Genomic DNA, 13,102 nt, shown 5'->3' with positions numbered 1-13,102 from the left:
ACCGTCATGTCCACCATCTTCGACTGCCGCGACGAATCGCAGCTGCTCGCCGGCATGCGCCATGCGCGCCAGGCGATCGGCCGTGGCGACCTCATCGTGATGCCCACCGATACCGTCTACGGCGTCGCTGCCGACGCCTTCTCACCGGCCGCCGTGCAGCGGCTCCTCGATGCGAAGGGGAGGGGACGCGATCAGCCGCCGCCCGTTCTCATCGGCACGAAGGAGACGCTCGCCGCCCTCGCCGAGTCCGTGCCGGAACCGGTCGAGCGGCTGGTGGAGGCGTTCTGGCCCGGTGGGCTCACGATCGTGCTCCCCGCACAGCCCTCGCTGGTGTGGGACCTCGGCGAGACCCAGGGGACCGTCGCCGTCCGCATGCCGGAAGGCCGCGTGGCGTTGGAGCTCCTGGCCGAGACCGGACCGCTCGCGGTGTCCAGCGCGAACCTCACCGGACGGGCGGCGGCGATCTCGGCGCTCGATGCGGAGAAGATGCTGGGTGACAGTGTCGCCGTGTACCTCGCCGATGGACTGAGCAAGGACGGCATCGCCTCCACGATCGTCGATGCCACCTCCCTCGTGCGCCGGGGTGGGGATGCAGATGCCGGAACGGTGCGCATCCTCCGCGACGGTGCGGTGACGCGTGAACAGCTGCACGACGTGCTGGGTGACCTCCTCGAGCCGGAGGAGCAGCACGAGGGGCACGAGCACGCGGAGGAGCAGCAGGACGCGGATTCGTGAAGCAGTATCTCGCCACGGTCATCCTCACGGCAGCGATCACCTTCGCGCTGACCTGGGCGGTCTGGCGACTGAGCCTTCGCTTCAAGCTGTATCCCGGCATCCGTGAGCGTGATGTGCACACCACGCCCACGCCACGACTCGGCGGTGTGGCGATCTTCCTCGGCATCGCGGCCGCTTTCGGGTTCTCCGCCATCAACCCGTTCTTCCAGAGCATCTGGATCCCGCCGCAGACGATGTGGTCGATCCTCGGCGCTTCGCTGCTGATCGCGATCATCGGGGTCGTGGACGACCTCTGGGACATCGACTGGATGATCAAGCTCGGTGCGCAGTTCCTGGCCGCCGGCCTCATCACGGTCGGCGGGGGGCTGCAGATCCTGTCCCTGCCCTTCGGCGATCTCATCGTGGTCTCGAGCTGGCTGAGCATCACGATCACGATGTTCGCGATCGTCATCGTCATGAACGCGGTGAACTTCATCGATGGGCTCGACGGTCTCGTCGCGGGCGTGTGCCTCATCTCCAACGGTGTCTTCTTCGCCTACTCGTACATCTTCACGCGTGACTCCGGCGCCTCCAGCTACTTCAATCTGTCGACCTTCCTCGCCGCCGTGCTGATCGGTGCCTGCCTGGGCTTCCTCCCGCTGAACTGGAGCCCGGCGAAGCTCTTCATGGGCGACTCCGGCGCTCTGGTGATCGGGCTGCTGATGGCGACCTCGGCGATCGCCATCACCGGGCAGATGGACCCGTCCGCCTTGGACCCCGAGCGTCTCGGACGTTCGCAGCTCGTCGGTGCCTTCCTGCCGATCCTGCTGCCCCTGCTCGTCGTCCTGCTGCCGCTGCTCGACTTCGGTCTCGCGGTGCTCCGTCGCATGAGTGCGGGGCGTTCGCCGTTCTCGCCCGATCGCAAGCACCTGCATCACCGGATGCTCGACCTCGGGCACCGGGACCGCGACGCAGTCCTCATCTTCTACGCGTGGACGGCCGTCATCTCGATCGCCGTCCTCCTGATGTACGTCGGTGCGCGGGAGGACTGGCCGGGACAGTACCTCCCGGGCGTCGGCTTCGGCATCGTGGGCATCGCCGCCTGCCTCGTCGTCACCCTGAGCCCCACCCGCCGCAGGAAGAACCCCGCGGCCGCCGAAACCGACCCGACACCCGTGGAGTCCTGATGAGCCCGAGCCCCGTTTCCAGCACGCCGATCCTCCGGCGCACACTCATCGCATCGGGCGTGGCCACCGCCGTGCTCGCGATCATCGCCGGTGGCGTCGGCTACCTCGTGGCCCAGGGGGAGGGGCTGGTCAGTGGGCTGCTGGGCGTGCTGCTCGCCGCACTCTTCCTGGCCATCACCGGGATCAGCATCCTCATCGCCAACCGCTGGTACGGCGATCCGATCTACGTGCAGCTCTTCTTCGCCATCGTCCTCGGGGGGTGGCTGCTGAAGCTGGGTCTGTTCGTGGTGGCGATGATCCTTCTCGCGGGGCAGCCGTGGCTGCACCCGATGGTCTTCTTCCTCTCGATCGTCGCCGGCGTGCTGATGTCGCTCGCGATCGACGTCATCGTCCTCACCCGCATGCGGTTGCCGAACGTAAGCGATATATCGCTTCCGACGGAGGTGCCGGAGGACCGTGCCCCCGGAAGGGCCAACGACATCGGAGAAGGGCCCGTCGACGAGGCCCCGCGGTCTTAGGGTCCCCTCAGATTCTGATACTGTTGAACCGTGCCCGCCGCTCGCCCGCGAGCGCTTGCGCTGTGTAGCACACCGACCATCGTCGCCCCGGTTTAGACCGGTGCCCCGAAGCTGGAGCCCGCGCTGTTTAATCTTGCTGCGACCCTGACCCCCCGACTTGCCTCCGACGGTGAGTTCCACGGCCCTTCGATCGACGATTTCTTCCCGGAGATCCTCTTCCACGTCGGCCCCGTCCCCGTGAACCGGATCCACCTGGTCCAGTTGCTCGCGGTGATCGCCGTGGTGCTGATCCTCTGGCTCGGAACCCGCCGCATGAAGGTCGTCCCCGGACGCTTCCAGAGCCTGGTGGAGATGGGCCTCGGCTTCGTCCGCACCAACGTCGCCCACGACATGCTCGGGCGCAAGGACGGCGATCGGTTCCTGCCGATCCTCACCACGATCTTCTTCATGGTGCTGTTCATGAACATCACGGGAATCATCCCGTTCCTGAACATGCCGGGCACCGCGATCATCGCGGTTCCGCTCACGCTCGCGGTGGTCAGCTATGTGACCTTCATCTACGCCGGCATCAAGCGCCATGGCTTCAAGTTCTTCAAGAACTCCCTGTTCCCGCAGGGTGTGCCGGTCGCCGCCATGCCGATCGTCGCGGTCATCGAACTCATCTCGACGTTCATCCTCCGCCCCGTCACGCTGACGCTGCGTCTTCTCATGAACCTCGTCGTGGGGCACATGATCCTGGTCCTCGCGTTCTCCGCGACCCAGTTCTTCTTCTTCACCGCAGGCGGCGGCTGGGCCGCGCTCGGTGTCGGAACCCTCGCCTTCGGCGGCGCCTTCACTCTCTTCGAGATTCTGGTCGCCGTCCTCCAGGCATACGTCTTCACCGTCCTCACCGCGGTCTACATCCAGCTCGCGGTCGCAGAAGAGCACTGAGCGGGCAGGCATACGCCTTCCCACCCAACGAAAGGAAAAACCCGTGGACGCTACTACGGTTCTCGCTGAAATCAACGGTCACCTCGGAGCGGTCGGCTACGGCCTCGCAGCCATCGGCCCGGCCATCGGCGTCGGCATCGTCGTCGGCAAGACCATCGAGGGTGTCGCCCGTCAGCCCGAGCTGGCCGGTCGTCTCCAGGTCCTCATGTGGATCGGTATCGCCTTCACCGAGGCGCTTGCGTTCGTCGGCATCGCCGTCGCATTCATCCCCTTCCCGTAATCCTCACCGACTTCTGAAGGAGACAGGATGCTGAACGCTCTTGTCACGAACCTCGCAGCAGAGGGTGAGCCGAACAACCCTCTCATCCCTGCGTGGTACGACATCATCTGGTCGGGCCTCTGGTTCATCGTCATCCTCTTCGTCGTCTGGAAGTTCGCGCTTCCGCGTCTGACGGCGATGCTCGACAAGCGGTCCGCCGCGATCGAGGGAAACATCGCGAAGGCCGACGAGGCTCAGAAGCAGGCTGAAGCTGCGCTCGAGGAGTACACGCGTCAGCTCGCTGAGGCGCGCACCGAGGCCGGCGAGATCCGTGAGGCCGCCCGTGAGGACGGCAAGAAGATCGTCGCCGAGGCGAAGGAAGCTGCGGCTTCCGAGGCCGCTCGCATCACCGCCACCGCGCACACGCAGATCGAGGCCGAGCGGCAGACCGCTCTCGTCTCGCTCCGCAGCGAGGTCGGAACGCTCGCCATCGACCTCGCCGGTGGCGTGGTCGGTGAGACGCTCTCCGACGACGCACGTGCGACGGCCGTCGTCGACCGCTTCCTCGCCGAGCTCGAGTCATCCGAGAAGGCGGCTCAGTAATGGGCAGCGCGACCACTCAGGCACTCGCGGCATCCATCAAGACGCTTGCCGCAGCGAAGGACCTCTCTCTCGACACCGCACGGGAGCTGCTGGCTGCCGCGCGTGCCGTGAGCGAGTCGTCCCAGCTGAGCGGCGCGCTTGCTGACCCTTCCGCTCCCGCCGTGGCACGACAGAACGTCGTCACCGCGGTGTTCGGCGGGTTCTCCGCAGGCGCTCAGGACGTTCTGAAGACCGTCGTCGCTGAGCGCTGGTCGAACGCGGGTGAGCTCGTCGACGGTATCGAGGAGCTCGCGATCCGCGCGGCAGCGATCGCGGAGCCGGGCGTCGACATCGAGGGGGAGCTGTTCGGCTTCTCCCGGGTGATCGCCGCCAACCCCGAGCTCGAGCTCGCTCTGGGCAGCCGCGTCGGAGGAGAAGATGCCAAGAGTGCGCTCATCGAGCGTCTCCTGGCCGAGGGCTCCACGAGCGCCGCCTCGACGCTGATCATCACCTCGTTCGTGCGCGAGCCGCGCGGACGCCGGATCCGGCGACTGCTGAACCGGGCGATGAGCATCGTCTCGAGCCAGCGCGGTCGCGTGGTCGCCACGGTGCACACCGCGGCACCTCTCAGCGATGCGCAGCGCACCCGTCTCAGCGACTCGCTCTCGCGTCGCTATGACGGTCAGGTCTCGCTCAACGTCGTCATCGACCCTGCCGTCGTCGGAGGTCTGCGTGTGCAGATCGCCGATGACGTCATCGACGGCAGCATCTCCGCACGACTCGCCGACCTTCGCCAGAAGCTCGCGGGCTAACACGACTTCGCGCGGGGAACCGCGCACCCAGATACAAAGGGAAGACAATGGCAGAACTATCGATCAGCCCCGACGTCATCCGTGACGCGCTGAAGGACTTCGCCGCCGCATACGAGCCCTCCGGGGCCGGGGCGACCGAGGTCGGCACCGTCATCGACGCCGCAGACGGCATCGCGCACGTCGAGGGACTGCCCGGCGTCATGGCGAACGAGCTCGTCATCTTCGCGGACGGCACCAAGGGTCTCGCGCAGAGCCTCAACGAGCACGAGATCGGTGTCGTCGTCCTCGGCGAGTTCACCGGTGTCGAAGCCGGACAGGAAGTCACCCGCACCGGCGAGGTCCTCTCGGTTCCGGTCGGCGACGGCTACCTGGGTCGTGTGGTCGACCCGCTCGGCAACCCGATCGACGGCCTCGGCGCCATCGAGACCGAGGGCGTCCGCGCTCTCGAGCTCCAGGCCCCGGGCGTCATGCAGCGCAAGTCGGTGCACGAGCCGATGCAGACCGGCATCAAGGCCATCGACGCGATGATCCCCGTCGGTCGTGGTCAGCGTCAGCTCATCATCGGCGACCGCCAGACCGGCAAGACGGCGATCGCGATCGACACGATCATCAACCAGAAGGCCAACTGGGAGTCGGGCGACGTCAGCAAGCAGGTTCGCTGCATCTACGTCGCCATCGGTCAGAAGGGCTCGACCATCGCTTCGGTGAAGGGCGCGCTCGAAGAGGCCGGCGCGCTGGAGTACACCACGATCGTGGCCGCTCCGGCTTCCGACCCCGCAGGCTTCAAGTACCTCGCGCCCTACACCGGTTCGGCCATCGGCCAGCACTGGATGTACGGCGGCAAGCACGTGCTGATCATCTTCGATGACCTGTCCAAGCAGGCCGAGGCCTACCGTGCCGTCTCCCTCCTCCTCCGCCGCCCGCCGGGCCGCGAGGCTTACCCCGGTGACGTGTTCTACCTGCACTCCCGTCTGCTCGAGCGTTGCGCGAAGCTCTCCGACGAGCTCGGTGCCGGTTCCATGACGGGTCTCCCGATCATCGAGACCAAGGCGAACGACGTCTCCGCGTACATCCCCACCAACGTGATCTCCATCACGGACGGCCAGATCTTCCTCCAGTCCGACCTCTTCAACGCCAACCAGCGTCCGGCGGTCGACGTGGGTATCTCGGTCTCGCGAGTCGGTGGTGACGCGCAGGTCAAGTCGATCAAGAAGGTTTCGGGAACGTTGAAGCTGGAGCTCGCGCAGTACCGCTCCCTCGAGGCGTTCGCGATGTTCGCGTCCGACCTCGACGCGGCTTCGCGTCGTCAGCTCTCTCGCGGTGCGCGTCTGACCGAGCTGCTCAAGCAGCCGCAGTACTCGCCGTACCCCGTCGAAGAGCAGGTCGTCTCGATCTGGGCCGGTACCAACGGCAAGCTCGACACGATCGAGGTCGAAGACGTCCTGCGCTTCGAACGCGAACTCCTGGATTACCTGCGTCGCAACACCAAGGTCCTCGACACTCTGCGCGACACGAACGTCCTCGATGACGCCACGGTCGCCGAGCTCGAGAAGCAGACGGATGCCTTCGTCCTGGAATTCCAGGGTGGCAAGGGTCACGCCATCGGCGCCCCCGGTCACGAGGAGTACGCTGCGGCTGAGGCTGAGGACGTCAACCAGGAGAAGATCGTCAAGGGTCGTCGCGCGTAACCGCGTGAGGTACTGACATATGGGCGCTCAACTCAGGGTCTACAAGCAGAAGATCTCTTCTGCTCAGACGACCAAGAAGATCACGAAGGCGATGGAACTCATCGCGGCTTCGCGCATCCAGAAGGCGATGGCACGCGTCAAGGCGTCCACCCCCTTCGCGCGAGCCGTGACGAGGGCCGTATCGGCCGTCGCGACGCACTCGAACGTGGATCACCCGCTGACCCGCGAGTCCGAGAACATCACCCGCTCCGCGGTCGTGATCTTCTCCTCGGACCGCGGTCTCGCCGGAGCCTTCAACTCGCAGATCCTCCGTGAGGGTCTCGAGGTCGCGGAGCTCCTGCGCGAGCAGGGCAAGGAGCCGGTCTTCTACCTCATCGGACGCAAGGCGGTCGGATACTTCCAGTTCCGTCGACTCGCGGCCGCTGCGGAGTGGACCGGTGACACCGACACCCCGTCGTTCCACACCGCCGAGGAGATCTCCGCCTCGCTGCTCGAAGCCTTCGCCCGCGGGGGACAGGACGGCGGCGTCGACGAGATCCACCTCGTGTACAACCGTTTCGTCAGCATGATGACGCAGTCGCCGGAGTCCGTGCGTCTGCTCCCGCTGGAGATCACGGAAGCCGATGAGTCGGAGGCGGGCAACACCGTTTACCCGCTGTACGAGTTCGAGCCGGATGCCGAGACCGTCCTCGACGCCATCCTGCCGGTGTACATCCAGAGCCGCGTCTTCAACGCACTTCTCCAGTCGTCCGCCGCGAAGCAGGCAGCGACGCAGAAGGCGATGAAGTCGGCCAGCGACAACGCCGACAAGCTCATCACCGACTACACCCGTCTGCGCAACAATGCGCGCCAGGCGGAGATCACGCAGCAGATCGCGGAGATCGTCGGCGGCGCCGACGCCCTCTCGAGCAAATAGACCATCAGGAAAGAGACGAAAATGACCCTCACCGCTCCGGCTGACCAGCCGGCGACCGCGGTCGTCGGGCGCGTCGCACGCGTCAACGGTCCGGTTGTCGACATCGAGTTCCCGCACGACTCGATCCCCGACATCTACAACGCCCTGAAGACGACGATCGAGTTGGGCGAAGAGTCCACCGAGATCACGCTCGAGGTCGCTCAGCACCTCGGCGACGACCTCGTCCGCGCCATCGCCCTGAACCCGACCGACGGTATCGTCCGCGGTCAGGAGGTTCGCGACACCGGTGAGGCCATCTCGGTTCCCGTCGGTGACGTGACGAAGGGCAAGGTCTTCAACGTCATCGGCGAGGTGCTGAACCTCGAGCCCGGCGAGACCTTCGAGGTCACCGAGCGCTGGCCCATCCACCGCAAGGCTCCGAACTTCGACCAGCTCGAGTCCAAGACTCAGATGTTCGAGACCGGCATCAAGTCGATCGACCTCCTCACGCCGTATGTGCTCGGTGGAAAGATCGGCCTGTTCGGTGGTGCCGGTGTCGGCAAGACCGTGCTCATCCAGGAGATGATCCAGCGCGTCGCGCAGGACCACGGTGGTGTGTCGGTGTTCGCAGGTGTCGGTGAGCGTACCCGTGAGGGTAACGACCTGATCCACGAGATGGAGGAGGCGGGCGTCTTCGACAAGACCGCCCTCGTCTTCGGCCAGATGGACGAGCCGCCGGGGACGCGTCTGCGCGTCGCGCTGTCGGCTCTGACGATGGCGGAGTACTTCCGTGACGTGCAGAAGCAGGACGTGCTGCTCTTCATCGACAACATCTTCCGCTTCACGCAGGCCGGTTCCGAGGTCTCGACGCTGCTGGGCCGCATGCCCTCGGCCGTGGGTTACCAGCCGAACCTCGCCGATGAGATGGGTGTGCTCCAGGAGCGCATCACCTCGACGCGTGGTCACTCGATCACCTCGCTGCAGGCGATCTACGTGCCGGCCGATGACTACACCGACCCGGCTCCGGCGACCACCTTCGCCCACCTCGACGCCACGACCGAGCTGTCTCGTGAGATCGCCTCGAAGGGTCTGTACCCCGCCATCGACCCGCTGACCTCGACGTCGCGCATCATGGACCCCCGTTACTTGGGCGAGGACCACTACCGCGTCGCGACGACCGTCAAGCAGATCCTCCAGAAGAACAAGGAGCTGCAGGAGATCATCGCGATCCTCGGTGTCGACGAGCTCTCCGAGGAAGACAAGATCGTCGTGTCGCGCGCACGTCGTATCCAGCAGTTCCTCTCGCAGAACACCTACATGGCCAAGAAGTTCACGGGTGTCGAGGGTTCGACCGTCCCGCTCAAGGAGACCATCGAGTCGTTCGATGCGATCACCCGCGGTGACTTCGACCACGTCGCCGAGCAGGCCTTCTTCAACGTCGGTGGTATCTCCGACGTCGAAGAGCAGTGGGCGAAGATCCAGAAGGAGAACGGCTGACCATGGCGCTGCATGTCAGCCTCGTCTCCGCGGATGCGGAGGTCTGGACGGGAGAGGCGAGCCTCGTGGTCGCCAAGACCGTCGAGGGTGAGATCGGCTTCATGAGCGGCCACGAGCCGGTGCTGGCCATCCTCGCCGAGGGGCAGGTTCGCATCACGCAGTCGGATGGCACCAAGGTGCTGGCCAACGCGCAGGACGGCTTCCTCTCGATGGAGGGCGACACCCTGACGATCGTGGCCGGCAACGCGGCTCTCATCGCCTAGCTTTCTCCTTTCGACGCGTCCGCCTCGGTACCCGCTCGGGTCCCGAGGCGGACGCGTCTGCATCCACCGAGGTTTCATGAAGATCCTGCTCCCTCCGTCCGAGACGAAGCGAGAGGGGGGCGTCGACGTCCCGCTCGACCTGCCCTCGTTGGCCCTGCCCGGTCTGGCCCCGCACCGCGCCGCCGTGCTGGATGCGCTCGTCGATCTCGCAGCCGACGAGCAGGAGTCGCGGCGTGTGCTGAAGCTGAGTGAGCGTCAGGCCGGTGATGTCGCCCACAACCGGCGACTGCGGACGGCACCGACGATGCCCGCCGTCGACCGGTACACGGGCGTCCTGTTCGACGCGCTCGACGCCCCGTCTCTCTCGACGGCGTCCCGCCGGTGGTTGGGCGACCATGTCTGGATCCACAGCGCACCGTTCGGTCCGGTCGGCGCCCTCGATCCGATACCGACCTATCGTCTCGCGGCGGGAACGTCGCTCCCCGGACTTCCCGCGCTGCGGCGCCATTGGGCCGATGCGACCTCTGCGGCGTTCGTGGATGCCGCTCCGTCGTTCGTGCTCGATCTGCGCAGCGAGGCGTATGTCGCTCTGGGGCCGGTTCCGGACAGCGTGCCGTCGGCGTACGTGCGGGTCGTGACCGAGCACGGCAGGGCATTGAACCACTTCAACAAGAAGTCGAAGGGGCTGCTCGTCCGCGCCCTCGCCGAGGATCGGCCCCGAAGCTCCTCTCTTCGTGGCTTCCGCACGTGGGCGCAGTCGCGGGGGATCACGCTCCGCGACACCGATCATCGGGGCACCATCGAACTCGTCGTCGCGGAGTAGCGGGCGCTTTCGGGCGCTGACGCGCTTCCGCAGACCTCGTTGCCCGGGGATCGCGCGCACCGCTAGTGTGGTGTCGCGGCGTCAATCGCGTCCGTACATTCAGATCCGGAGGGGATCATGGACTCCTATTACGACTCGGGATACCTCGCCGTAGTTTTCGGCATCGTCATCTTCAGCGTCATCATCGGTCTTGCCGGGTACGTGCTGGGCTCTCTCTTCTTGATGAAGATCTTCGACAAAGCAGGTGTCGAGGGCAAGTGGCGTGCGTGGGTGCCCGTCTACAACGCGATGATCTTCTTCAAGCTCGGTGACCTGAGCCCGTGGCTCGTCCTCTACGGAATCGCTGGTGCCGCGCTGCTCAGCTGGATCGGCATCGGCTACGCGTTCTCGCTCGCTCTCGGAGTCTTCTCCGCGATCGCGGCCTGGCGCATCGGCCTCAAGCTTCAGAAGGACGCCGTCTGGGTCGTCCTCTACGTGTTCCTGAGCATCGTGTGGCTCGGTATCAACGCGTTCGACAAGTCTCGCTGGAACCCGAACATCCAGCCGGCATCGTGGGCTTCGAACGGCTTCCTCGGCGACCGGACGGTCTGGAACGGCGTGCCCGTACAGCCGGCCGCTGCAGCCCCGCAGCCTGGCTACGGTGCGCCGCAGGGATACGCTCCGCCCGCGCAGCCGGGCTATGCGCCGCCGGCCCAGCCCGGGTACGCACCGCCGGCCCAGCCCGGGTACGCACCGCCGGCAGGCCCTGCGGCGCCCGCGACCGGAGCCCCGGTTCCCCCGGTTCCTCCGACGACGCCTCCGGCACCTCCCGCGGCCCCGCCGGCAGCCCCGCCGGCACCTCCTGCCGGGCCGCCGGCACCGCCCGCAGCTCCGCCGGCGCCTCCTGCGGCTCCGCCCGCATCGCCGAACGATCCCACGCAGCCTCCGGCGTGACCGTCTGACACAGAGCCCCCGACTTCGGTCGGGGGCTCTGTGCTGTGTGCGATCGTCTCCGGGCCCGAGCGGACGCTAACGTGGAGACATGGTCTTGACGCAGCGCCGAGTCGGCGCATCCGGTCTTCTCGTCTCCGCGACCGGCCTCGGCTGCAACAACTTCGGGCGCGCGGGGACGGCCACCGAGACCCTTGCCGGAACGCGAGAGGTGATCGACGCGGCGCTCGCGAACGGCATCACGTTCTTCGACACGGCCGACATGTACGGTGCGGTGGCCGGCGCGAGCGAGACGCTGATGGGCGAAGCGCTCGAAGGGCGGCGCGATCGCGTCGTGCTCGCGACCAAGTTCGGCCACGAGCGGGACATGGGGTATGCGTTCCCCGCCGCCCGCGGCTCCCGTCGATACATCCGCCGCGCCGTCGAGGAGTCCCTGCGTCGCCTGCGCACCGACTGGATCGATCTCTACCAACTGCACCTGCCTGACCCGGAGACGCCGATCGCGGAAACCACCGACGCGCTCGATGAACTCGTGCGCGAGGGGAAGATCCGCTACTTCGGGCACTCGAACTTCCGCGGATGGGAGATCGCCGAGGCGGAGTTCACGACCCGTGCGCGTTCGTCCGGACGGTTCATCTCCGCGCAGAACCACTATTCGTTGCTGGCGCGTGCCGCCGAGCGCGAAGTCCTCCCCGCCGCCGAGCGGTACGAGCTGGGCTTCTTCCCCTACTTCCCGCTGCACAACGGTCTCCTCACCGGGAAGTTCACGCGTGATGGTGGGCCTGCGTCGAGCAGGATCATGTCCGCACGAAGGCATGTCTGGGAGGACGCTCCGTGGGAGGCGCTCGAGGACTTCCGGCGCTTCTGCGACGACCGCGGCATCACGATGCTGCAGGCGGCTTTCGGGTGGCTCCTCGCGCACCCGGCGGTCTCCAGCGTCATCGCCGGAGCGACATCGGCGGAGCAGGTCGAAGCCAACGCGGCAGCGGGTGATGCCTGGCGTCCGGACGCCGCCGATCTCGCGATCATCGACCGTCTGTTCCCGCTGCCCGCAGACCCGGGCGCACGAGTGTGATCGCAGTGCGGGGGAGTTCTACTACGATGTGTGAGTATCCTGCGGTCGCCCGATCCGTCGCAGGCCCATCGGAGGCAGTACGTGGCTGAGACGAAGACGCATCGCGTCACGGTTGCGCAGCGCCCTCTGCTGCTGTCCTGGGCAGGGGCCACCGACCTCGGTCGCCGCCGCGAGATCAATCAGGACGCGTTCCTCGCCGAGTACCCGCTCTTCATCGTCGCGGACGGCATGGGGGGCCATGCCGGCGGCGAGATCGCGAGCAGCAGCACCGTCGCGCGGCTCCAAGCCGTGGTCGCTGCCGGTGAGGTCAACGGGCCGGCGATCGAGAAAGCACTCGAGTTGGCCGTGGCTGACATCGCCGACCACCCGGAGACGACCGACGAAGGCACCGGCACCACGCTCACGGGTGTCTTCCTGGTCGGTGACGGCGAAGATGCGCACTGGGTGGCGTTGAACATCGGGGACTCGCGGGTGTATCTGCTCCGCGATGACCGGCTCGTACAGGTGACGACGGATCACTCCGTGGTCCAGGAGCTGATCGCGGCAGGCAAGCTCAGCCCCGAGGAGGCGGAAGGGCATCCGTACAGCAACGTGATCACGCGGGCGGTGGGGGCGAGCGAACTCACTGCACCGGACTACGTCACCCTAGACGTGCGCGCGGGGGATCGGTTCGTGATCTGCTCCGACGGGCTCACGAAGGAGCTCACCGACTACGGGATCCAGCACTTCCTCCGGGCCAACAGCGATCCAGCGGCAGGCGTCGATGCCATGCTCGCGGCCGCCTTGGAGAACGGTGGGCGTGACAACGTGACGCTCATCATCGTCCAGATCGAGGACGACAGCGACTCCTCCTCCCCACCCGAAGACACCTCGGAATAGTCGCTCAGCGCTGTGGAGAGCGCCGTTCCTCTGACGTCCGTGCGGTCCAC

General features: G+C 66.5%; 15 protein-coding genes. All 15 read left to right on the top strand.

The features are described 5' to 3' along the window. Positions 1-6: 6 nt before the first annotated feature. The 15 genes from KV397_RS09825 (at position 7) to KV397_RS09755 (ending at position 13,052) form a co-directional block, all read left to right on the top strand. The gene (locus KV397_RS09825) at positions 7-735 is read left to right on the top strand and encodes an L-threonylcarbamoyladenylate synthase (RefSeq protein ID WP_047520460.1); all 729 of its coding nucleotides are present in this window, start codon (positions 7-9) and stop codon (positions 733-735) included. After that, positions 732-1,901 carry an MraY family glycosyltransferase gene (locus KV397_RS09820; RefSeq protein WP_047520461.1) on the top strand — a complete coding sequence of 390 codons (1,170 nt, stop codon included), beginning with the start codon at positions 732-734 and terminating at the stop codon, positions 1,899-1,901. Before KV397_RS09825 ends, KV397_RS09820 begins: the two co-directional genes overlap by 4 nt. Further along, complete coding sequence (locus tag KV397_RS09815; RefSeq protein ID WP_047520463.1) at positions 1,901-2,419, top strand: hypothetical protein; 519 nt, start codon at positions 1,901-1,903, stop codon at positions 2,417-2,419. Before KV397_RS09820 ends, KV397_RS09815 begins: the two co-directional genes overlap by 1 nt. 237 nt (positions 2,420-2,656) lie before the next feature. Continuing rightward, positions 2,657-3,349 carry a F0F1 ATP synthase subunit A gene (gene atpB, locus KV397_RS09810; RefSeq protein WP_227991600.1) on the top strand — a complete coding sequence of 231 codons (693 nt, stop codon included), beginning with the start codon at positions 2,657-2,659 and terminating at the stop codon, positions 3,347-3,349. A 43-nt stretch (positions 3,350-3,392) separates the two neighbouring features. Beyond that, the gene (gene atpE / locus KV397_RS09805) at positions 3,393-3,629 is read left to right on the top strand and encodes an ATP synthase F0 subunit C (protein WP_017830994.1); all 237 of its coding nucleotides are present in this window, start codon (positions 3,393-3,395) and stop codon (positions 3,627-3,629) included. A gap of 27 nt (positions 3,630-3,656) precedes the next feature. Next, positions 3,657-4,211 carry a F0F1 ATP synthase subunit B gene (locus KV397_RS09800; RefSeq protein ID WP_047520467.1) on the top strand — a complete coding sequence of 185 codons (555 nt, stop codon included), beginning with the start codon at positions 3,657-3,659 and terminating at the stop codon, positions 4,209-4,211. Continuing rightward, entirely contained in the window at positions 4,211-5,002 is a 792-nt protein-coding gene (locus KV397_RS09795; RefSeq protein ID WP_131492143.1) for a F0F1 ATP synthase subunit delta, read from the top strand. The genes KV397_RS09800 and KV397_RS09795 overlap by 1 nt, the downstream gene beginning before the upstream one ends. Positions 5,003-5,049: 47 nt before the next feature. Beyond that, entirely contained in the window at positions 5,050-6,690 is a 1,641-nt protein-coding gene (atpA, locus tag KV397_RS09790; protein ID WP_047520471.1) for a F0F1 ATP synthase subunit alpha, read from the top strand. A gap of 19 nt (positions 6,691-6,709) precedes the next feature. Further along, entirely contained in the window at positions 6,710-7,606 is an 897-nt protein-coding gene (locus KV397_RS09785; protein ID WP_047520473.1) for a F0F1 ATP synthase subunit gamma, read from the top strand. A 21-nt stretch (positions 7,607-7,627) separates the two neighbouring features. Further along, positions 7,628-9,082, top strand: a complete 1,455-nt coding sequence (gene atpD, locus KV397_RS09780) for a F0F1 ATP synthase subunit beta (RefSeq protein WP_261811182.1) — start codon at positions 7,628-7,630, stop codon at positions 9,080-9,082. 2 nt (positions 9,083-9,084) lie between these two features. Next, a complete protein-coding gene (locus KV397_RS09775) occupies positions 9,085-9,345 on the top strand; it encodes a F0F1 ATP synthase subunit epsilon (protein WP_046748245.1) in 261 nt (86 codons plus the stop codon). 76 nt (positions 9,346-9,421) lie between these two features. Then, on the top strand, positions 9,422-10,168 hold the full coding sequence (locus KV397_RS09770) for a YaaA family protein (protein WP_261811181.1): 747 nt from the start codon (positions 9,422-9,424) through the stop codon (positions 10,166-10,168). 117 nt (positions 10,169-10,285) lie between these two features. Then, positions 10,286-11,101: a large exoprotein gene (locus KV397_RS09765; RefSeq protein WP_261811180.1), complete on the top strand. Its 816-nt coding sequence runs from the start codon at positions 10,286-10,288 to the stop codon at positions 11,099-11,101. An 88-nt stretch (positions 11,102-11,189) separates the two neighbouring features. After that, positions 11,190-12,173 (top strand): aldo/keto reductase, encoded by a 984-nt coding sequence (locus tag KV397_RS09760; protein ID WP_261811179.1) that lies wholly within the window; start codon positions 11,190-11,192, stop codon positions 12,171-12,173. Positions 12,174-12,254: 81 nt separating this feature from the next. After that, a complete protein-coding gene (locus tag KV397_RS09755; protein ID WP_153243923.1) occupies positions 12,255-13,052 on the top strand; it encodes a PP2C family protein-serine/threonine phosphatase in 798 nt (265 codons plus the stop codon). Positions 13,053-13,102 lie beyond the last annotated feature (50 nt).

Source organism: Microbacterium aurugineum, assembly GCF_023101205.1.
GTDB classification, from domain to species: domain Bacteria; phylum Actinomycetota; class Actinomycetes; order Actinomycetales; family Microbacteriaceae; genus Microbacterium; species Microbacterium aurugineum.
This window is presented reverse-complemented; position numbering and strand designations above follow the sequence as displayed.

Coding starts and splice junctions, on each gene's coding strand:
- KV397_RS09770 (WP_261811181.1), top strand. CDS start 9,422: ATGAAGATCCTGCTCCCTCCGTCCGAGACGAAGCGAGAGGGGGGCGTC.
- KV397_RS09785 (WP_047520473.1), top strand. CDS start 6,710: ATGGGCGCTCAACTCAGGGTCTACAAGCAGAAGATCTCTTCTGCTCAG.
- atpD (WP_261811182.1), top strand. CDS start 7,628: ATGACCCTCACCGCTCCGGCTGACCAGCCGGCGACCGCGGTCGTCGGG.
- KV397_RS09795 (WP_131492143.1), top strand. CDS start 4,211: ATGGGCAGCGCGACCACTCAGGCACTCGCGGCATCCATCAAGACGCTT.
- KV397_RS09800 (WP_047520467.1), top strand. CDS start 3,657: ATGCTGAACGCTCTTGTCACGAACCTCGCAGCAGAGGGTGAGCCGAAC.
- KV397_RS09765 (WP_261811180.1), top strand. CDS start 10,286: ATGGACTCCTATTACGACTCGGGATACCTCGCCGTAGTTTTCGGCATC.
- KV397_RS09825 (WP_047520460.1), top strand. CDS start 7: ATGTCCACCATCTTCGACTGCCGCGACGAATCGCAGCTGCTCGCCGGC.
- KV397_RS09815 (WP_047520463.1), top strand. CDS start 1,901: ATGAGCCCGAGCCCCGTTTCCAGCACGCCGATCCTCCGGCGCACACTC.
- KV397_RS09760 (WP_261811179.1), top strand. CDS start 11,190: ATGGTCTTGACGCAGCGCCGAGTCGGCGCATCCGGTCTTCTCGTCTCC.
- KV397_RS09775 (WP_046748245.1), top strand. CDS start 9,085: ATGGCGCTGCATGTCAGCCTCGTCTCCGCGGATGCGGAGGTCTGGACG.
- atpA (WP_047520471.1), top strand. CDS start 5,050: ATGGCAGAACTATCGATCAGCCCCGACGTCATCCGTGACGCGCTGAAG.